The 24,188-nt window shown below is 66.9% G+C and carries 1 protein-coding gene (running past one end of the window); it reads left to right on the forward strand.

Annotated elements, in window-relative coordinates; translation table 11 throughout:
- Positions 1-24,188, forward strand: the 5' portion of a protein-coding gene (locus tag FGU64_RS02010; RefSeq protein WP_180375611.1) for an LEPR-XLL domain-containing protein. It continues 11,506 nt past the right edge of the window; the window shows 24,188 of its 35,694 coding nt (coding positions 1-24,188); it begins with the start codon at positions 1-3; its stop codon lies off the right edge, out of view.

A 24,188-nucleotide genomic window follows, 5' to 3' on the forward strand; every position in this document is an offset into this window, starting at 1 on the left:
GTGTGGGCGCGGTTGCTCGGCTGGGGCAGGAAGCGCAAGGCGAGCCGGAAACCGCACTCCGCCACCAGTCATCTGCCCGGTCTCAGGCTCGAGCCGCTGGAGCCGCGGTTTCTGCTCTCGGCGGACATCATTCCCTTCCGGATCGACATGACGGGCGACGCCAGCGGCGCTCATTATTCCCTGAAGTACGACAATCTTATTCAGACGGTTCAGGTTTTCGACGACCGGACCGGTACGCTGATCGACAGCCGCAGCGCGCAGGACATCAATTTCATCCAGGTGGTCGGCACGGCCGCGAACGATCGGCTGACGGTGGACTTCGCCAAGGAGTTCCTGCAAGGGATCGAAATCGACTTCGAAGGCGGCGACGGCGACGATGTACTGGCGCTGTCGGGCGGCGACGTCACGGACGTCACCGTGACGATGACCGGCGACGGTGCCGGGGCCGTCACGGTCAACGGCGCGGCCGGGGCGCAGACGATCGGCTTCACCGGCGTCGGCACGGTCTCGGACACGAATGCGGCCGGCAACCGCATCTTCCGGGATGCGACAGGGCAGGGCCAGACGCTCAGGATCGGCGACAACGGCACGGTGGGAGACGGCGTCTCGAGCATCGACGCGATCGGCGCCGGCGGCGCGCTCACCTACAATTTCCTGCATCCGGACGTCACGCTGACCGTCGATGCCGGCGCGGGTGACGACACCTTCGTCCATGGCGGCTTCGAGACGGCGCTCGCCGGCAAGATACTGCTGAGCGGCGGCGCAGGCGGCGATGCGGTGACCGGTCCGCCCGCAAACACCACCTGGAGCATAACCGGACAGGATTCGGGCAGTGTTTCAGGGGTGTCCTTCGTTGAGGTCGAGAACCTTCGGGGTTCGGCCGACAACGAGGACACCTTTGTCGTTTCCGCGGGCGGCGCCATAAGCGGCGTCATCGACGGTGGCGCTGGCGGCTTCGACAGCCTGGCGCTGGAAGGTAATTCCGACACGGTTGTCTACAAGGCCTTTGACGCAAATTCCGGCACCATCACGCGCGATGGCAAGGTGCTGACATATGCCGGCCTGGAGCCGGTCGATCTCGGTAACGCGGCGAATGTGACCGTGGATCTCAGCGGCAATTCCGACGATGCCCTGGTAACGATGAACGGCTCGACCGTGACGGTTGCATCGCAAAGCGTCGTCTCGACCTTCGAGCAGGCCACCTTCGCAATTCCGACCACTTCCGTCACGATCAGGCTTGGCAACGATCAGGGCCTGTTTCCACTTCTCAACGAATATGTCGGCCAGACGGATGTGGCGCTTGGCCTCATCAATTTCATCCAGGGTGATGCGATCACCTTCCAGGGCACCATCGATCTCGGCGGCGCAAGTCTGACGGTCGACGGCGAGGACGGGCTCGACAACATCATCGTGGCCGGCTCCCTGACCGCGGGAGCGATCCATTTCAAGGCCGAGGAAATCAACGTAGACGCTGGCGCGTCTGTTTCCGGCACCTCCGTCAACTTCGAGGCCGCCGGCGATGGCAACGGCCTGATTCCGACGGAACTCACCGAAGGCGTCTATCTGGCCGCGCCGCACGCCACCATAAACGTCAAGGGCGATGTGTCCGCAACGGCGGGCGACGTGGTGATGAGCGCGACCGCGACCTCCTCGCTCACGCCCAGCCAGGGCCAGATCGGAAGCATCGGCGGCGCTATCGTGCTTGGGCTGCCCAAGGCGACGATCACCTTCGGCGTTGCCGGTGATGGCGCATCCGGTGCCCATGTCTCGGCCACCGGCAAGATCGATCTCGGCACGGCGGTCAACGTCACCGTCGCGGCGGCCGATGCCGCGGATTCGAGCGACACCGAGGCCAAGGTGGACGCTGCGATCGCGGTGACGACGCTGATTTCCAAGTCCGAAATCGGCATCTACGGGATCAGCACGATCAATGCAGCCGGCGCGGTCAGCGCCGATGCCGCTTCGACTTTCGAGATTGAGAACGTCGCCGACGGAACGCAGGGCGGAGCTGGCGCGACGGTTGCCGCGACGGTGGTCGTCGCGGCCACTGGCGTGAAGCTCGGCGATGCCGCCTCGATCGGCGCCACCACCACACCGACTTCCGTCGCGCTCACCGCGACCACCACCAGCACCATCACGACCTCGGCGATCTCGACCAAGGGTGGCGGCGACGAGAGCGCCGACGGCACCAACGAATCCGAGCAGCAACTCGCCAGCAACGATGCGAAGACGGCCGAGGGCTCCGTCAAATTTGCGGGCGCGGTCGCTGTGACGGTCTATAAGCCAGTCACGGAAATCTCCAGCAACACGTCGGGCTCGATCGCGAGTTCCGGCGACGTCACGCTGACGGCGACGACCTCCGACACGATCACGTCCAGCGCCGACGGGTCCAACACCGGCGAAGCCCAGGACCCGCCGCCCGCGGGCGGCACCGGCGTCGGTGTCGCCGTGGCGATCAGCTATATCACGCCCGAAACGCGGGTTTCGCTCGGCGGCACCGGCAGTTTCACCACCCCGAACGTGATCCTGACCGCGACCCTCGATGCCGGCAGCGTCTATAAGACCGAAGCCACGTCCGGCGTCGGCGACGGCGGCAAGACCGGCTTTGCCGGCTCGCTCGCCATCGGCATCGTCACCGCCACCACCGAGGCGCTGATCGAGAGCGGCGCGAACATCACCCTGAACGGCGCCAACCTGACGGTTTCGGCGCAGGCCTCCACCGCCATCGAGACCTCCGCCAAGGCCTCCGTCGACGGTGCGGGCAACTCGACCGGCATCGGCGCCTCCGTGGCGATCGGTGTCGGCGACAACGATACGCTCGCCCGCATTTCAGGCGCGGTCACCGGTGCGGTCGACGTCACCGTTTCGGCGAAGGGGGAGCATGCGGTTATTTCCACGGCCGAAGGCGGCACGACGGGCGGCACGGCCGTCACTCCGGTCGTTGCGACCACGGTCGCGCTCAACGACACGAGCGCCGACATTCTGGCCGGGCCGGCACTTACGGTTACCGGTGACCTGACCGTCACCGCCGAACACGACAATGAGGCGGCCTCCATCGCCACCGGTGCGGCCAAGGGTAGCAAAGCGGCGGTCGGCGCAAGCCTTGCGCTGACGATCGTGCAGGGCAGTTTGCTCGCCGATCTGGCGCGCAGCGTCACGGCGGGCGGGGCGGTCCTCGTCTCGGCGACCAGCCGGGCGGCCAGCCGCGCCGATTCCAAGGCCAGCGCCACCGGCGCCAAGCAGGAGGGCGACAACGGCAGCAGCACCACCCAGAGCCAGACCGACACCCAGGTCGCGGGCGCCAACAACGCCAGCGGCTCGAACGCAACGGCGCCGGGCACCAGCACGTCGTCCGGTCCGCTCAGCGTGGCGGCGGCCATCGGCATCAATATCGCGCAGGATACGTCCTCGCGTGCGGTCATCGGCGGCACCGTTGGCACGCCGATCACCGTTGCCGCACAAGGTGGCGTCACCGTCAAGAGTCTCGCTAATCACGATGCCGCGGCGACCGCCGACGGCAAGTCGGTGACCACTTCGAACGCCACCGCCATCGGTGCGGCCGTTGCGGTCAACGCCTCGGACAGCCAGAACCATGCCCTGATCGAACATGCCGCCGTGACCGGCGACGGCGTCACCGTCGAGGCAGGGATGGCCGAACGCGAGATCGAGGCGCTTTCGACCATCGATCTCGACGCCGACACCATCTTCGTCGGCGAGCAGCCCGGTCTCGAGACTGGCGAGAAAGTCACCTATTCCAACGGTGGCGGCGGCAGCATCGGCGGACTGACCAGCGGTACTGAATATTACGTCATCAAGGGCGAGAAAGGTCTGATCCAACTCGCCGAAACCGCGCAGAAGGCCGACGACGGCGAGGCAATCGACCTGACCAGCCTCGGCTCCGGCAATTCACACAAGCTCCAGCGCACCGAGACCGCCGAAGACGATGACATCACCTTCGACCCCGATGCGGCGCGGTTTGCGTCTCCCGGCGTGGTGACCGGCGACGAGGTCGTCTATTCCAACGGTGGCGGCGGCAATACCGACATTGGCGGCCTGACCAACGGCACCACCTATTTCGCCATCGTCGACGGCGACGGAAACATCAAGCTCGCCGAAGATCGCGCCAAGGCCCTGAAGGGCGAGGCGATCGACATCACCTCGTCCGGCACCGGGGACGGCCATAAGCTGACCGAAACCAGCCATTCGGCCGACGCGACCGCGAAATCGGGCGCCAGCAAGGGCAAGATCGGCGTGGCGGGTTCGGTGGCGATCAACGTCGCCGAGGGCGAAACCAGCGCTATTTTCGGCGACGGCGCGGCCATCACCGCTCGGGACGGCGACGATGCCGATACGGATATCGGCGCATCGGCCGTCAAGGCCGCGACAACGGCCTATACGCTCACGCGGGCGTTTCCGGCGACCGCGGCGACCGGCGCGACCACCGGCGTCGGCCTCTCTTTCGCCGTCGGCTATGCCGGCTACGACACGCTAGCCGAAATCAACGGCTCGGCCACGGTAACGGCGAACGACCTTGCGGTCAGCGCCAGCGCCGGCCACGGTTTGATCACGCTGGCGACCGCCGGCGCGGGCGCTGGCCAGGGCGGCACCTCGGCCGGCGGCGCCATCGCGCTCGGAGTTTCCGACAACCACACCGATGCGCGGGTGCTGGCGGGTCTTGGGGCGCTCGAAATCGAGGGCGACCTGACGATCACGGCGGACAATGTGGTCAGCCAGACGACCGAAGCCAATGCCGAAGTGACCGGTTCTGGCGGTACGGGCGTCGGCGCGGCCATCGCGCTCGGCTGGACCGAGGACGATGTCGGCGCGCGGCTCGAGCGCAGCGTCTCGACAGGCACGGCGGTTGCCGACGACGTGAAGGTCGAAGCCAAGGGCACGATCACCTCGACGGTGCTCGCGACGGGCAGCGCCGAGGGCGAAAAGAACGCCAACAGCGGTGGCCAGACCGCGCAGAACCAGACGGGCTCGCAGACCAGCTTCCTGAACGCCAGGACGAATTCCAGCCTGACCGAGCCGACCCCGCAGACCCAGGTGGCGAGCGCCAACCAGACATCGCAGAACCAGACGACGAATCCCGGCGGGCAGGGCAACGCCAACGCCAATCAGGCGGGCACGCAGACATCCGGCGGCGTGCTGCGGATTGCGGCGTCGATCGGCGGCACGGTGATCGTGTCCAAGGTCGCGGCGGAGATCGCGGACGATGTGACGATCGATGCCAGCGGCGACCTGTCGGTCAAGGCGATCAGCGACGCCGACGCGCAGGCGGAGGCGGTGAGCGTCGCCTTCACCAAGGGCTCGTCCGCATCCAACAATGTGAGCGCCGCGGTGGCGTTCAACGTCGCGCTGATGGACACCACGGCCCGGCTCGGCGACGGCACCACGACGGCAGGATCGGTGGCCGTCGAGGCCGGCACCAGCGCCGGCGAGACGAACACGTTCAAGGCGCTGGCTCTTTCGGGAGCCGGCTCGCAGCAGAGCAGCGGCGGCGGTTCCACCCAGGGTGGCCTCGGCGGCGGCCAGGGAAGCGGCGGCGACAAATCGAGCCTCGGCATCGCCGGCGCGGTCGCCTTCAGCGTGCTCGGTTCACCGGCAACTAGCGACCCGAACACGGTGAGCGCCAGCATCGCGGACGGTGCGACCGTCACCGCGCTGACGGGCGACGTCACGGTTACCGCGCGCCAAGATATCGGTATGCAGAACATCGCCGGCGGCGGCGCGCTGAGGATCGCCGGCGGCAATGGCGGCGGCGGTTCCGACACGACGGTTGGCGCAGCGGTCACCATCGGCGTTCTCGATGTCGAGACGCTGGCCACGATCGGCAGCGACGCCACGGTTACGGCGGATGGCGGCAATATCGGCGTAAGCGCCGCGACCACGTTCAAGCCGCTCGAGATCGTCTCGCCCTTCGTCAAGGCGGTGGACACGGGCGTCGACGTCACCAATCTGGCGATCGGCGCGGCCATCGGCACGGGCGGCGATACAGGCGCGGGCTCGGCGGTCATCAACGTCTTCGACGTGACCACCCGGTCGAGCATAGGTTCCGGCGCGACGGTCACAGCCACGGCAGGCGACGTCTCGGTGACGGCGTCGAGCGACGTGAGCGTCATCGATTTCGCGGGCAGCATCGCGGTAACCATCGGCACTGGGCAAAAGAGCGGCAGCGGCGTCGGCATCGGCCTCGACGTCACCGTGCTGACCGAAACGACCGAGGCGCTGGTCGAGACGCGGAACGGTGCGGCGACCACGGTCGCCGCCGGCGGCAATGTCGTCGTCGACGCCACCTCGTCGGAGGACTTTTTCCAGCTCACCGTCAATGCCGGGGCAGGCAACAGCACTTCGGGCGCCGGCGGGCTCAATGTGCTCGTCAACGATACCACGACACGGGCGCTGGTCGGACGCGACCCGGAGGATGCTGCGTCCACCACCGGCACAACCGCGATCGATGCCGACGGTTCGGTCGTCGTCGCGGCAGACAGCAAGACGGTGATCGAAAGCTATGCGGGTACGCTCGGCCTCTCGCTGAGCGGATCGGCGGTCGGCGTTTCCATCGGCATCCTGGTCGATCTCGACCAGACCACCGCGACGGTGGGCGCAGGGTCCACGATTACCGCGCTCGGAGGCAAGACCGCCTCGGTGAACGACGGTCTCTTCGACGCCGACGGCAATCAGGGCACGGAATCCGTCCGCGGCCTTGCCGTTACCGCGACCAGCTACGGAGACGTGTTCCTGCTGGCCATCGCGGCGTCCGGTTCGCTGGGCAGCGACAATAGCGGCCAGGGCGGCGGCTCCGGCGGCAGCAGCAGTTCCGGCGGCGGCACCAAGGTGGGGATCGCGGCCTCGGTCGGCGTCGCGGTCCTGAAGGGCGAGACCAAGGCCACCATCGGCAATGGCGTCGCGGTCAATCCGGCCAACACCGGGGCCAACGCGGCACAGGGAATCCTGCTGCGTGGCGCCGGCGAAACCAACCTGACCAACGTCACGGGCGGCCTGGCGATTACCCTCGGTGGCGGCGACGCCGGCATCACCGGCTCGGTCACCGTCAACGAGGTCGACAATTTCGTGTGGGCGAGCGCGCTCGGCGGCAACACGCTGAACGCGGCCGGGGGCGGAGTCGGTCTGGATTCCCACTCCAATGTCGACATCGACGCGGTGACGATCGCGGTCGCCGGGGTGATCGGCACCAGTTCGTCCAGCTCCGGCAAGAAGAGTTCCGTCAACTTCTCCGGCGCCGGCGCGGTGACCGTGAACATGGTGGAGACGGAAGCGCGGGCCGATATCGGCGCGGGCAGCAGCGTCTCGACCACCGGCGACCTGACGCTTGACGCAAGCGACGATTCGGCGATCACCGCGGATTCCGGCGGGGTCGCCATTACGATCTCGACCAACAACGGCACGACGGCGGGCTCAGTGGGTGCGTCGGTCGCGGTCAACGACATCACGCAGACGATTTCGGCGACGGCGACGGACACCTCCATCTCGGCCGCCAACGTGTCAGCCACGGCCGACAACAGTGCCGTCATCGATGCACTGACCATCGCGGGCTCGGCCGCGGCGTCGACGAGCGGCGGCAGCGCGTTCGGCGGCGCCGGTTCCGGCTCAGGCAACTATGTGAAGGCTGACACCGTCGCCGAAATTATCGGCGGCAGCGTGACAGCGACCGGCGACGTGACGCTCACGGCGACAAATTCCGCAAGCGTGACGGCCGATGCCGGCTCGGGCGCGCTGGCCGTGTCCCTGAAGGGCGGCAATCTTGGCGCCATCGCCGTTGGCGCGGCCGCTGCGGTCAACGAAATCACGGCGGTCACCAGCGCAGCCTTGCGTGGCGCCAGCATCACCCAGTCCGATAATGTTTCGCTGACCTCCGAGTTCACCGGAACGATCACCACCACGACCTTCGCCGTTTCCGGCTCCGTGTCTTCCAACAGCGGTCCGCTGGCGCTTGCAGGCGCCGGGTCCGGTTCGGGGAACTTCATCGCCGGCAAGACGGAAGCCGTCATCGGTACGCGTCTCGTCGACGGATCGACGGTTGCCGGCACGGTCACGACCGGCGGCAGCGTCACGCTGATCGCGAAAGACACAAGCACGATCACCTCGACCGCCGGTTCCGGATCGGCGTCGATCACGGTCGGCGGCAGCGGTTCCAATGTCGGTGTCGGCCTCGGCCTTTCGATCACCGAAAACGACATCGCCATGCGCACGGCAGCGCAGATCCTGTCCACGGAGGTGACCGCCGGCGGCGGCCTGACGATCTCGGCCGAAAGCTCGGCAACGATCAAGGCCCTTGCCGTCGGAGCCTCGCTGACGGTTTCGTCCTCCTCCAGCGGCAGTTCGGTCAGCGCACAGGCGACGGGCGCGGTCGCGATCAACGACATCGATAACGACGCCATCGCGGAGGTCGCCGATCCCGACGGGCTGACCCCGACCGTCAGCCTGGGCGGGCCGGTCAGCATCACGGCCCAGAACGGGTCGCTCACCAATGACGCCACCATCGAAGCGACGGCCATCGCCGCCAAGCTGAGCGTCTCGAACGCGTCCAGCGGGACATCGATCAACGGCTCGCTCGGCGCGGCCGTTGCGGTCAACAAGATCGGCCTCGGCGCCGAAACCATCATCCTTGGAGAGGACGACGCCTCCAATCCGGGCGCGGACGATCCCGAGGATATCGTGGTCGGCGATGCCGACGCGTCGAGCATCACCCGCGCCGCGATCTCGGGGGTCGATGTATCCTCCAGCGCCGGTGCGGCAACGCTCTCGGCTACGTCGCGGGCCGATATCGATGCCGTCACGGTGATGGCCGGCGTCTCCGTTTCGAATTCGTCGAGCGGCACGTCTGTCAACGTCTCGGTCGACGCCTCGGTGGCCGTGAACCTGACCGCCAGCACCGTCGAGGCCGTCATCGAAAATGGCGCCCTTACGGTTCCGGGCGCGGTGACGCTCACCGCGCGCGACGAATCCACGATCAAGGCGGACATCGTCTCCGCAACCATCAGCGCGACGATTTCGTCGGGCAACAGCCCGTCCGTCGGCGTCAATGTGACGGCGTCCGTCGCGGTGAACGAAATCAACAACACCACCCGCGCCGTGGTCGACAACGCCACCGTTTCCGGCGCCAGCTTCACGGCGGGCGCAAGCTCCACCGCCGAGATCGACGTGGTGGCGGTCGCAGCCTCGGTCTCCGTTTCCGTGGGCGGCAGCTTCACGCTCGGCGGGCAGGGCACCGGTGCGCTTGCCTTCAACACCATTGGCAACGTCATCGAGGCCGGCGCGATCAACGGTTCCGTCGTCACCACCACCGGTTCCGCCAATATTGCGGCCACCAACGCCGCGACGGTCGATGCGAAGGTGATCGCGGCCTCGGCCAACATCGCCGCCTCCACGGGGTCCGGCGCCGCCGTCACCCTGGACGTGGTCCTGTCCATCGCGGACAATACCGTGACGACCGAAACATCGGCCCTCATCGAGAACAGCAAGCTGGCGGCGGGTGGCGATCTGTCGCTGATGGCCACGGCATCGGGCTCGGTGAACGTGGTCGCCGTCGCGGCAAGCATTTCCGTCGCCGCATCGGGCAGCGGTGTGTCGGCCGGCCTGTCGGTCCTGGTCGCCCAGGCCACGAGCACGGTCGCCGGCTCCGTCGAAGCCGTGATCCGCGACAGTCTCGACAATGCTCTTCCGTCGCTCGACAAGGGCGTCTCGGCGAACAACGTGACCGTCAAGGCCTCGAACCTGACCGTGGTCGATGCCCTGAATATTTCCGCCTCCATCAGCATCTCCGCGAGCGGCGGCAGCTTCACCATGACCGCGAGCGCGGCGACCGCCATTGCGCGCAACGACGTGAGCACCGACGTCACGGGCGGCATCGTTCGCGGCGATCTGACGGCTGGCGGTTTCGTCGATATCGACGCGGTTTCCGGCACCAGCATCATCGTCAAGACCATCGCCGCAAGCGTGGCCGTGGCGGCCGGCAGCGGCACCTCCTTCTCCTTCACCGGAGCGGGCGCCAACGCCAAGAACATCTACAGCGGCGTGGTCCAGGCCCTGGCCGAGGATTCGTCGATCGATGCCGCGGGCATCGTCAGCATCGACGCCGTCGAACAGGACGGCACCGGCAGCTACCTGGCGACACGCGTGACCGAGGAGATCGTCGACGTCGACGCGAACACGATCTTCGTGGGCGACGCCTCGGGCTTCGAGGTGGGCGACAGGGTGGTCTATTCCAACGGCAACGCCGACCCGCGCAAGGGCACGAATATCGGCGGGCTGGTCGACACCGTTACGGTCACGGACGATAACGGCACGCCGTCGCTGCTTGAGGACGACGACATCGAGGATACGGCCGACATTTACTGGGTCGTCTCCAAGGTCGACGGGAAGATCCAGCTTTCCGCGACCAATGGCGGCCCGGTGATCGACCTGACGACGAACAGCCACGGCGGCGCGCAGACGCTGTCGGCCTATGAATCCGGCGAGGCCAAGACCGGCACCGCCGTGCGGATCGGCGACCCGGGCGGCGAAGGCCGCCAGTTCGCCATCGTCGACACCGGCGACGACAGCATCTATGTGGGCGACGCCGCAGGGCTGACGACCGGCGACCAGGTCGTCTACTCAAGCAATGACCGGCCGGCCATCGGCGGCCTGCAGGACGGCGAAACCTATTTCGTCATCGCTGCCGAGGACGGGCGCATCCGTCTTGCGGCGACGCTTTCCGACGCCAGTAACGGCGATGCCATCGATCTCACGAGCGCCGGCCTCGACGGCGGTCATACGCTGACGAAAGGCGCGCAGCTCATCGATCTGTTTGCGCCGCTCGAGGTTTCCGGGACCAAGATGCAGGCGACCGTGGTCGCGGCCTCGGTGGGCGTCGCGGCAGGCAGCGGCGGCGCCTCGGCGGCCGTGACCGTCTCGGTGACCGAAGCCATGAACGAGAGCACCGGCGTGACGGAAGCGCTGGTCGCCGGTTCGCATGTGAGCGGCTCCAACGTTTCGGTGTCGGCGGACGCTTCGGGCGAGATTTCGGTCGTGGGCGTCGCGGCGAGCATCTCGGCGGGCGTCTCGTCGAGCGTCGCGGTGAGCGTCACCGTGAGCGCGGTGGTCATCGACAACGCCATGAACAACACCGTCTCGGCCCATGTGCTTGGCGGCGACATCACCAGCGGCACGGGCGTCTCGGTGACCGCCGAAGACAGTTCCAGTATCGACGCGGTGGGCGTTGCCGCTTCGGTCGCGATTTCGGTCGGGTCTTCGGCTTCGATCGCCGCGGGTGCGGCGATCTCGATCGTGGACAACGAAGTCAACACCGATCTGAAGGCGATTCTGGACTCGGATTCCGTAGCTGCCGGCGGTCCCGTCCTCGTGACGGCGACCAACGAGGCCGAGATCAACTCGGTCGCGGTCGCTGCGGCGGTAAGCGTTGCGGGCGGCGGCAGCGTGGCGGTGGGCGCCGCCGGTTCGGGCGTCGAAGTCACGACCACGATGGGCAATTCCGTCTCGGCGATCCTCGGCGCCGGCACGGTCACCGACCTCGGCACCGTGACGGTGACCGCGAGCGACCGGGCCGACATCGACACGGTGGGCGTCGCAGCCTCCATCAGCGCGGCTGTCGGGTCGAGCGCGGGCGTCGCGCTCGGCATCTCGGTGGTCAAATCCACCCTCGATATGACGACGGCTGTGCTTGCATCGATCCTGGCGGCGAACCTGGCGTCGCCGGGCACGGTCGCGGTGACGGCGCGCAGCGATACCGAGATCGATACCGTGGTGGTCGCGGCCTCGATCAGCATCGGCGGCGGCTCGACGGTGGGCGTGGCGGCGGCGGGCTCGGTGGTCCTGGCCGACGCGACCGTGGGCGGCACCACCGCGGCGAACATCACCGGCTCGACGATCACGGATGGCGGCATCGTGCGGGTCAACGCCTATGGCACGATGGATGTCTCGACGGTCGCGGTGGCGGCGGCGATCGCCGGTTCCTTCGGCGGCACCGGAGGCGTGTCGGTCGCGGTCTCCGTCGTCACGGCGGATGTCTCGGTCGAGAACGCGGTCAGCGCGAGCATCGCAAATTCGACGATAACCACAGGCGACCTCGTTGAAGTGAAGGCGCAGAGCGTCGAGGGCGCCGACCGGCTGAACGTCGACACGATCGGCGTCGCAGCCTCGATTTCGGTTGCCGTGGGCGGCACCTTCGCGGTGGGCGGCGCGGGCGCGGGCGTGAATGCCACGGCCTCGCTCACCAACCAGACCACGGCGGAGATCGACGGTGGCACGATCACTGCCGACCGGGTGACGGTGACGGCTCTCGACCGGGCGGACCTGGAGACGGTCACGGTTGCGGTTGCAGCCTCGATCGCGGCCTCTGGCACGGCTTCCGTGGGCCTTTCCGGCGCGGCGGCGCTGGCGGATATCGATTACGATTCGGCGACGCGGGCGAAGATCAGCGGCGCGACGGTCACCCAGACCGGCAATCTCGACACGCTCGTGACCGCGACGTCGGACGGCGACGTCGTGACCACGTCGGTCGCGGCGGCTGTATCGATCGCGCTTTCCGGAACGGCGGCGGTGACCGCCTCGGTGGGCGTGGCGACGGCGAGCACCTATGTCGGGACCACCACCGAAGCGCTGATCCTGGGCGGCAGCACGGTGAAAACGCCCGGCAACCTGATCGTCGCGGCGAACGATACGTCCGTCACCGACACCTTCGTTCTGAGCGCCGCACTTGCCGTTTCCGGATCGGCATATGCCTCGCTGAGCCTCTCGGTGGCGCTTACCTTCGCCGACAACACCTATGACGGCACCGTGCGTGCTAAGATCGACGACAGCACGATCGATGTCGAGGGCGACCTGTCTGTCCTGGCCACGTCGAGCGCCAATATCGAAGTCGACGGGATTGGTGTGTCCGTTTCGATCTCGGCTTCGGCTGGAGGCTCGATCGCCGGCGCGGCCGGCGCGGCGGTCACCTCCAACACGGTGACGAGCGTCGTCGAAGCGGCGATCACCAATGCCGACACGGCCTCGGGCCAATCGGTCACGGCCGACAACGTTACGGTGGACGCGACCGAATCGCTTACCGTCGATGCCGACGCGCTTGCCGCGTCGGTTGCGGTTGCTGCCGGCATCGGCGGCGGCTCGCTCTCCATTTCGGCCGCCCTTGCGGAGAACACCAGTAAGAGCACCGTGCGCGCCGTGATCTCGAACAGCAAGGTGACGGCCGAGACCGGGTCCGTCCTGGTCGACGCGGACACGAAGACGACGCTGACCACCAAGCCAACGGCCGTATCGGTCGCGGTCACGGCGGCGATCGGCATCGCCGCCGCCGGCGCCGGCGCGGTGGCGCGCAACACCTCCGCCTCGACCGTCACCGCCAAGATCGACGAGGACTCGACCGTCACGGCCGACGGGGCGCTGACCGTCAGGGCGACCGACACGTCGGACGCCCATGCCGAACTGCTGTCGCTCGCCATTTCCGGCGGCCTCCTCGGCCTCTCGATCGGCGTCGGCATCGCCCAGAACGACATTCACAATGCGGTGCTTGCGTCGGTGCTGGACAGCAGCGCGATCGCGGGCGGGGCGAACGACCTCTCGATCATCGCCAGCGCGACCCAGGACGTCGAGGCAAAGGCCGACGTCGTCTCCATTTCGATCTCGCTCGGCGGCGCCGGGGCCGGCGCGGTCACCCGCACCAACCTCGACAGCAATATCGAGGCCTATGCCCGCAACGCCAACCTGACGGCCAGCGGCAACAAGGTCGTGATCGATGCCCACAGCACGCATACAGCGCGCGCGAACTCCCTCGGCACGGCGGCCGCCGGCGGCGTCGGCGCCTCGGTGGTCATCGCCGAGGCCAGCATCGGCGGCGCGACCCGCGCCTATGCCGATGGCGCGACCTCCATCAACGCCACCGCCATGGACGTGCTTGCCAAGTCGACCACCAATGCGCTGCCCGACGGCGTCTCGGTCGCGCTGGCCTTCGGCGGCGCAGGCAATGCCGTGATCATGAGCGGTTCCGTCGACCGGGTGACGGAGGCCTATGTCGGCGACCGCGCGCAGCAGCAGCGCGACAGGGTCGAGCCGGTGTCGAACTCGATCTATATCGGAAACACGGGCTTCCAGACCGGCGACCTCGTCACCTACAATTCGGGCGGCGGCGACGACATCGGTGGCCTCGAGAGCGGCAAGACCTATCTTGTCATCAACGACGGCGACGGCACGATCCGCCTCGCCGAATATGTGGAGGATGAGGACACAGGCGACGCCATCTACCAGCATGATGTCTTCCTGCAGTCGCAGGGCACCGGCGCAAACCACAGCCTGACGCGGGTGAGCGGCGCGCCGCTGGTCTTCAACTTCAATCCAAAGGGCAATGTCGATCTCGCCAACGCCAATCCGGCGACGGATGCGACGACGATCACGCTGACCGGCGGCGAACTGACGATCAAGGCGCAGTCCGATCATACAGCCACTGCGACGCCGACGAGTTTCGGCTTCGCGGCCGGCCTGTCGGTCAACGTCGCGCTGACCGATGCGACCATCGCGGCCCAGACGCTGGCTTATGTGGGCGAGCGCGCCACGGTGAACGCCGGCGATCTCGACATCGACGCGATCTCGGACGAGACGGTGAACTCCGTCAACACCACAGTTGCGCTCGGCGGCGGCGTTTCGGTCAATGTCTCGATGGCCACGGCCACGATAGACAGCCAGACCGAGGCCTTTGTCGGCGCCCGCGCCGGGCACGCGCCGTCGCCGGGCGGCGCCGTCAACATCACGCTCCACGATACCGACACATCCGCCGGCATCGCCGATATTTTCGCCCAGGGCGACAGCAGCGCGACGGCGAAGGCCGACGGCGGCACAGGCTCCTTCGGCATCGCCGCCACGGTCTTCATGCCGACGGCGGAAAACAGCGCGACGATCTTCGCCTATGTCGGCGAAGGCACGACGCTGACCGCGGACGATCTGACGGTGAAGGCCGCGACCGGGCCGTCCGGGCCGATGAAGGCCTACGCCGACAGCGTCGCCGGGACGATTTCCGGCATCGCCTCGATCAATGCGCTGATCGCAACGTCGCGCGTCACCGGCCAGGTCGAAGCCTTCGTCGGCGCACAGGAGGCGAATGTCTCCTCGAGCACCGCGAGCCCGGTTCTGATCATCGCCGGCACCGACGCCGGCGACGGCGATGTCGATGTGATCGCGGACGCCTCGATGCAGGCGGACGCTGAAATCCACGGGGTTTCCGGCTCCTTCGGTCTCGACATCTCCTATGTCCGGCCGACGGCGGAAATCGCCGGCGCGACGCGGGCCTATGTCCGCGACGGCGTCGACATAAGCGCCGAGCGGTTGAAAGTGCAGGCGGGCTCTTCGAATTCCGACCGCATCGACTACACCGCCAACGCAACGACCTTCACTGCCGGCTTCTCCGGCGTCGCGGGCATCAGCCTCGGCGATGCGGAGGCGATTGCCGGCGGCACCGTCGAGGCCTTTGTCGGCGCACCGGTCGGCCGTGCGGTGGGTGGCTCGGACGACGGCGTGATCGACATCGGCGAGCCGGTCACGATCAACGCCTGGTCGGACCTCAACGCCAACGCTCTCCTTTCCAAGCTCAATGCGTCCTTGTCCGTCACCGTGAACGACCTGACGACCAACGCCAGGGTCACGGGCATGACCCGGGCGTTCTTCGGGCAGGGCGGCGACCTTCTGGCGCCGGGTCTCACCATTATGGCCGACGGCGACTACGACGCGGTCGGCGAGACCAATGTGGTCAGCATCGCCGGCATCGTCGGCGTGTCGGACCTGACCGCGAACGCCACCGTCTCGGGCACCGTCGACGCCCATGCGGGCGCTGGCGCAAGGACCACGCCGTCGGACGATATCGGCAAGATCGACCTGGGCGGCGGCACGCTTTCGATCACCGCCAACGGTAACATGCTGGCGAAGCCAGATCTGCTCGACGTCGGCATCTCCGGCCTCGCCGATGTCGGCATCGTCGGGATGAACGCGACCGTCAATGGCGCCGTGCGCGGCTATATCGGCGAGGGCATGGATGTCGATGCCGGCAACGTCAACGTCACCGCGACCGCGCCGCAGATGGAGGCGAAGTCCGACCTGTTCTCGTTCAGCCTGGCGGGTGCGGCGTCGGTCAGCAGCGTCACGTCGTCCGCCACGTCGAGCGGCGTGGTCGAAGCCTATATCGGCGCCAACGCGGCCGATGCCGCGCATAATGTGACGACGGATGTCGACGTCGGCACGACGGGCACGATCAACGTCTTCACCGACGCTTTCATGAAAGCCGACGCGAATGTCGACGGCGGCGGGTTCGGAGGGCTCCTCGAACTCTCGCTCTACGAAGTCACGGCGACCGTTTCGGGCCGCGTGTCGTCCTATGTGCGCGACGGCGTCGATCTCGACGCGGGGACCCTCAACGTGAAGGCGGGCGTCGACGGAAGCGACCGCGTGACGATGCTCGCGACCGCGCACTCGACCGCCGGCAATGTGAGCCTGGGCGCGGCGGTGCAGGACATCGCCCCGACGGCAAATGTGACGGGAATCGTCGAGGCCTTCATCGGCGCTCCGGCGGAAATCGACGCCGGCGGCTCGGCTGACGCCGATATCACCGTCTCCAATTCGCCGCTCAACGTGCTGGCCTATTCCGACATCGACGCCACCGCGAGCGTCGAGGGCGGCAGCGGCTCGCTCGCCGTCTCGGTCAACGCCTACAGGCCGACCGCGAATGCGGGCGGCACGACGCGCGCCTTTGCCGGTGACGGCACGAAAGTGTCCGCCGGCACGCTCAAGCTCTTCGCCGACGGCGACGCGCGGGCCGATGCCGACCTGTTCTCGCTCACGCTTTCGGGCTTGGCCGCAGTGAGTGTGCTGAGGCCGGAGGCGAACGTCACCAACAATGTCGAAGCCTATATCGGACGAAACCTCGACGAGGCGACGGGCGACGGGGCCGAGATCACGCTCTCGGGCGCGGCGGATGTCGACGCAATCGGGCGCAGCATCGCCGAGGCGACGGGAACCGGCGTCGCGGTGGCCCTTGCCGTGGGCGTAAGCGACGTGAACGCGCTGGCGACGCTGGCCGGCAAGACGCGGGCCTATATCGGCAAGAACACCACGCTTGGCGCGACCACGGTGGACCTGCGGGCCGAGGAAGCCTCGGCCAAGGCCAGGGCTTACATCGAATCCGGCTCGGGCGGGCTGATCGCGGCCGTGACCTCCCTCGAACCCGTCGCGATCGGAAGCCGTGAAACCGGCGCGCTGGTCGGCGATGGGGCCCATGTGACCCTGAGCGGCAGCTTCACGGCCACCGCGCGCACCGAAACCGGCCAGCCGCTGGCCGACGCTTCGGTTTCCGGCGGCTCGGGCTCGGGCGGTGTGGCGGTCAACGTGCTGAAGGCGACCGCTGTCGTGGGCGACGGAGACGTGAACGGCGACGGCATCAACGACGATCCCGATATCGTCGGCTTCACCCTGTCGCCTTCCTCGACCCGCGCGGCGATCGGCAATGACGCCAGCATCTCGGCCACGTCCATTACGCTCGACGCGAAGGCCAACACCGACGCCGCCGCCAACGTGACCGCGGGCAGCGGAGCGGGGATCGCGGCCGGCAACGTAACCACCATCAACGCCAATTCGGGCCACGACACCGTGGCCAGCATCGGCGACCGGTCCACCGTGACGGCGACGAACGGCGCTGTGACGCTGCTGGCCAACGGCACCACGACGGCCAGCCCGTCGTCCGACACGGGCGGCGGTGCGCTCGGCATCAACTTCAACGTCGCGACGCTGAAGACCGTGGTGTCCTCCAACACCACGGCGGCCATCGGTGGCGGCGGCACGTTGACCGCGCAGAGCCTCCGGCTCGACGCCCAGGCCAGCCATACCGCGACCGGCGTCGCCACTTCGGGCGGCGGCGCGGGCATCGCCGATATCGCCAGCCTCGACAGCCGGGCCGAGGACCATGGCTCGGCCAACGTCGCCATCGGCAAGGCGGGCGATGCGACGGGCGCGACCATCACCACCTCCGGAGCGGCGGGCATCGACGCCGACGCCAGGCTGACGTCGAACGTGCGCTCGGCGGCCAGCGGCGTGGGCTTCGCCCTGATCGCGGGCGTCCAGTCCGTCAAGACGACGGCGCTGAACGAGAGCGCGGCGACCGGCTATATCGGTGACAATGTCCACATCACCGTCAATGGCGGCGGCGACTTCGACCTCAAGGCCGACCTCGACGGCTATGCCGTCGGCAAGGCTTCCTCGGTGGGCGGCGCCGCGGTGGAGGTCAAGGACTCCACCACCGATGTCGACTTCAAGGCGAAGACCGCAATAAGCAATGGCAGCGGCGGCAGCATCTTCGCCGACGGCAACGTCAATATCACGGGCGAACTCAACTTCGACGAAACCGCCGGGCCTGGCGGCAAGTTCCGCACCACGGCTCAGGGCTATGGCGCCATCGGCGATGCCGACAATGCCGGCGGCGGCTTGGCGTCGGTGCAAGGCGGCACCGTGGACGTCGACGCCAACTCGACGCTGAACGTGTCGATCGGCAACGGCCTGTCGCTCACTTCGGATGGCGGCGACATCAACATTTCGGGCAGGCATTCCAATCAGGCCTATGGCACGCTCCAGAACGCGGGCGGCGGCCTGGTGGCGGTTTCCACCGGAACGGTGACGGCCGATGCCACGGGTTCGACCACGGTCGGGTTCACCGGCGATGTCGATCGCGGCGTGGCCAACAGCGCGAACAATCTGAACGTGCTCGCCGAAACTGCCTCGATCTCGAATACGAACATGAGCGCCTCCAGCGGCGGCGCGATCAACGTGCAGGCGGATTCCGGATCGATCACCGCGACGACGAACACCACCCAGACGGTGAATTTCGCCGGCGACGGCAGCGTGATGCGCCTGGGCGGAAACATCCACGTCACCGCCAACCTCACCACCGACGCGGATTCTTCGACCCAGTCGGCAGGCGGCGGAATTGTCGCGGTCCAGACCCTCAATCCGACGGCGCATTCGACCGGCACCGTGACTTTCAACGTCGGCAGCTCCGAGAACGTGACCGCCGGCAAGGAACTGAAGCTCAGCGCCAGCCATGGTGGGGACGCGCAGCCGGTGTCCGACGGCACCATCCAGAGCGCGAACGGCAGCACGGAAACCATCGACTTCGGCCTGCCGCACCTTCTGGCGACGGGCGCGCAGGTTTCCTTCAACGGCGCAAATGGCAATGGACTGACGAGCGGCCGCGAATACAACGTCATCGTTCGCGGCCCCAACGCCATCAGCCTCGGCGAGGTGTTTGGTTCCGGCGCGGTCAACACGGAATTCGACACGATCACCGTTGAAGGGCACAAGTTCAACAGCGGCTGGGACGAGGCCGGATGGAACCAGGCCAACGCCGACGTGGTCGTCTACCAGTCGGGCGGCGCCGACACGATCAACGGGCTTACCAACGGAACGGCCTATCGCGTCCTGGTGATCGATGAGAACACGATCAAGTTGCAGGCGATCGGCCAGAACCTCGTCACCGATACGGTCTCGCGCTCTGCGATAAGCAGCGCCAACGACACGATTACCTACGCGAACCACAACTTCGCCGATGGCACGGCGATCACCTACCGCGTCAACCCCGCCAAGGCGTTTGCGGGCAACTTCATCGACGCCACGGTCACCATTCCCAATTCGGGCGGCGCCCCCTCCGTCGCCTTCGACGCGCTCAATCGGATATTCATCAAGAGCCACGGCTTCATCGCGGGCCAGGAACTGGTCTATCACGGGCCGGGCATCTCCTATGGCGGAGGTGTTTACTTCAACGGCACCACCCAGGTGGCCCTGCCGGCCGGCACCATTGTCGAAGGCCAGCATGTCTTCGTCGCCAGCAGCGGTCTGTCGACCGACTATTTCCGTCTGGCGCTCACCTCTCAGGATGCCCTCGGCTATACCGACACGAAGGGCACGGCGGATCCGGATGACGACGTGGCTCGTGGCCCGAACCCGCTTAATCTTTTCCAGGGCAGCGCGACATCGGAGCACTCAATACGAGCTGCGGCGGATGAGCCGCTTGAACTGTCCGGCGGCGGCAAGCTGGTCGACGGGCGCACCTACTACGTCCGCGACGCGACGACGAACACCTTCAAGCTCGCCGAGACATCGGGCGGCACGGCCCTCAATTTCGCACTCGGCGCGACCAGCGGCGGCACCCATAAGTTTGCCATCGAGGGCCTCGATCTTGGCGACGGCGGCCCGTCTTCGGGCCAGGAACTGCTCTTTGACATTTCGAGCGGCCTTTCCGGCAGTTTCGACGGCATCGGCGGCGCGCTCGGCTTCGCGACTCCCTCCGGTGGGGACGGCACGGCCAGCGCGTCCTCGACCGGCGGCTCGGGCGGCGGCGTCAATGTGCAGGACTCGACCGCTATCGCGACGTCCACCGTCTCCACCAACCTCACGGTCGCCGACGGTGCGCACCTCAAGGGCGAGACCGTTGTCATCGAGACCAACAGCCGCATGGGCGTGAGCGCCACGGCCGACGGCGCCGGCGGCGGCGGCATCCAGGTCGGTGTCGCCGGGGCCGAGGCCAGCGGCAGCAACACCTCGACGATCACCATCGGCAACGCCACCATCGAAGCGATCGCCGACCTGACCATACAGACGAAGCTGGACAGCGACGTCACCAGCCAGGCCTCGTCGGACGGCGGCGGCGGCATTGCCGTGCTTCTTGCCGACGCCAGCTCCGATCTCGATTTCGGAACGCTGATCAGCGTCAACGGCAAGCTGACGGCAGGCGGTGCCGTCAATGTCCAGACCAATGTCGACAATTTCGCCGACAGCCAGGTCACCGCCTATGGCGGCGGCTTCGGCGCGGGGACGGATATCAACGCCGACTCGTTCATTGACAACGAAACGGGCTTCAAGGGCAGCGAGATCCACCTTCTCGGCAATGCCGACGTGACCGGCAACACCGTGGCCATCAAGTCGGAGATCACCCGCCAGAAGAACCGGGCCTATACCGACACCGTCGCCGGCGGCGTCGGCGGCGCGGCGCTGGCGTCTTCGGACGCGCGCGTTTCCAGCGACAACACCGTCATCCTCGACCACGGCTCGTTCATCGTCGGCAATTCGCAGGTCCTCATCCAGGCGAAGTATGACGGAACGGACAACAACGCCCGGTCCAAGGCACGCTTCTATGCCTTCGCCGGCTACTCGCGCGCTCGCGGCACGGCGGACCTGACGGAAAACGGCAAGATCGAGGGTCATTGGGAAGCGATCATCAAGACCGCGGATCTCGATGTGAACGTGCTCAACAGCTTCGTGGCGGCCAATCATCGCGCGAGCGGCGACGCGGGCGGCGTCTATATCGGCCCGGCGGACGACGAGCCCAACCGGAACGACCCCGTGCTCAAGCGGGAAATCTTCTGGGAGGCTCACGTCATCCTTCTGGGCGAGCCCAATCCCTATCTGCACATCGACAAGGACGGCTACATCCGCTCGCTGTCGAACATCAAGTTCCTCGGCATCAACGAGGGCAAGAAGATCAACGACCAGCTCGAAGCCTTCGATCCGGGCAACAAGCAGGTCGTGCTGGACGATATCGTCTTCGACCGTGCCGGCGACGCGACCTTCTTCGCCAGCGCCATTTCCGGTGAGGAAGACGGCGTCATCTGGGGCAATGAGGGGCTTATCGAGAGCCAGCGGAGCTGGGATTCCGTCACCATCATCAACGAATCCGAATGGGATCTGGTCATCAACCATATCGACACCATCGACGGTGGCGCGGTGGTCAAGGTGCAGGTGGACGACATCCCGTATGACGGCGGCGATTCCAGCAACAACACTTCGAACACGGCCGGCACGGTCGGCAATACGTTCGAGTTCCGCCTGAACCTGCTCTACCCGCAAACCGCGGTGCGCATCCTCAACATGGATCACGCGCTGGAGCACCCCATCGATCCGCTTTCGGCGCCGGTCTTCGGCACCACGGCCCTGAACGAGCCCCACAGCGACATTATCCTGCTGGGCGGGATCGAGAACACCTTCGGCCACACCCAGATCGTCAACGAACGCGGCAATATACGGGCCGACGAGCGCGACCAGGTGGTGAACGACACCACGGCCGGTAAGCCTTCGGTCTTCAAGACGCCGATCTTCGACGAGGCGCTGATCCGCACCAACACGATCGAACTCGAGGCAAGCGGCGACATCGGCGACCAGACCGCGGCGTCCTTCGGTTCGGGTGACAGCACCCGCGCCCGCAAGGCGCTGGAAGTCGAGCTGATGCGCATCAACCATGCCGTCGGAAGCGCGGACGATGTCGAGCTCAAGGAAATCTCGCTGACGGCCGAAGCCGGCGGCGACGCCGTGCTCGACATCACGCTGCATGACCGCACGACCAATAGCGGGCCGCTGACCGTCGAGATCGAGAAGATCACGGCGGGCGACGATGTCGATGTGGTGGTCAACGACAGCAAGGCCGGCAATGCGCCCTCGACGCTGACGGGCGTGACTGTGCAGACCTACGACCCGCCAGATCTGACGACGACGAAAGACCGGACCGGCCCCTACTTCCGCTATTGGAGCCCGGACGAGGACGGCGGCGCGGCCTATTACGATTTCATCGCCCGCACGCTCAACACCACGGCGACCGAGGTGGATTCGACCTATATCTTTGCCGAAGTCCGCGCCGGCGACGACATCGACATCGGCCATGTCTCGACCAGCGACGTCTATCCGAACAACCTGCCCGGCGAGGAAAACCGGAGCTATCGGACCACGGACATCTCCTACGGCACCATGGATCCGGTCCTGAAGACCACGCCAATCACGGTGACGCCGGCGACGTCGTCCACGACGGTGAACTTCATCGTCTTCGGCGACGTGGACTGGACTGCCGGCGCTCCGGTCGACGAGGAAGGCGGCGGCGAACAGATATTCCTGACCACCGACGGCTTCATCAAGGCGCAGGAACTGGCCGGCGACATGCTGGTCGGTCACATCCATTCGACCGAGGACGATGTGACGCTTTGGTCCGGCGCCAAGATCCTCGATGCTGACGGAACCGCGACGGTGGACGTCACGGGCGTCAACATCACGATGTATTCAGGCGTTGCGACCGGCGCTTCCAATGATGCCGTCCTCGACGAGATCTTCGGCGTGCACGGCCTGAACAAGACGCCGGGCGGCCTGTCCGTCCCGACCGGCGTTCAGAACCCGTCCACCGGCGGCATCGGACTGGCGGGCGACTTCCTGGAAATCAATGTCGACCGCAACAACGGGTCCGGCGTCCTCAACGCCTTCGACAACAACGCGTCGATCACGTCCCATGGCGGCATCTTCCTCGACGAGCTGACCGGCCCGATGGAGGTCGATACCGTCTGGTCGATCGACAATGTCAGCCTGCGCACCGTCGACGGCTCGATCCGCGACGCACGCAACAACGGCCTCGGCGACAACCTTGCCAACGTGCTCGGCCAGACCGTCGATCTCGACGCCAACGGCGCCGGAGCAAGCATCGGCTCGTCGGGCAACGATCTCGAGATCGACAGTTCGCGTGGTTCGCCCGCGCTCACCCTCGACGCGGCTGGCGACGATGTCGCCATGGAGGCGACGGACAACATCTACGTGACGGAGACGGACGGGCTGCTCAGGCTCGTGCTCGCCCACACCTATACCGGCGACATCCGCATCACCGTGCATGAAACGGCCGAGACGGACGAACATCTGCACCTGGTCGACAGCGGTTCGGCGCGCTTTGCCGAAAGCACGTTCCGCAACGCCCAGCCCGACGCGCCGCGTCTCATCCCGCACGGCCAGATTTTCGCCGAGAACGGCAAGGTCACGCTGCTGGTCGGCGACAATGTCTCGCTCGACTCCAACAGCGAGATCCTGGCTCGCGAAAGCATCGACATCTTCGGTGACGTGTCCGCGACCAACGGCACTATTGCCGCTCTCGCCAATCTCGACCTGGGATTCGGCACGATCATGCTGCTGCGCGGCCGCATCATCGCGAATGCCGTGGTGGTGGCGGGCAGCCAGTCCGGCGGCACGCCGGTCGGCACGGCCACCCGTCGCACGACGGCGCCCGCCTTCCTCACCCAGATCTACGGCAACACGGATGTCGACACGATCCAGTTCGGCGACGGCAGCGGTGCCGCCGGCGGCACCAGCCAGGGCGATGACGGCTACATCTTCCTCGG

Source organism: Mesorhizobium sp. 8 (assembly GCF_006351905.1).
Lineage (GTDB): Bacteria > Pseudomonadota > Alphaproteobacteria > Rhizobiales > Rhizobiaceae > Mesorhizobium > Mesorhizobium composti.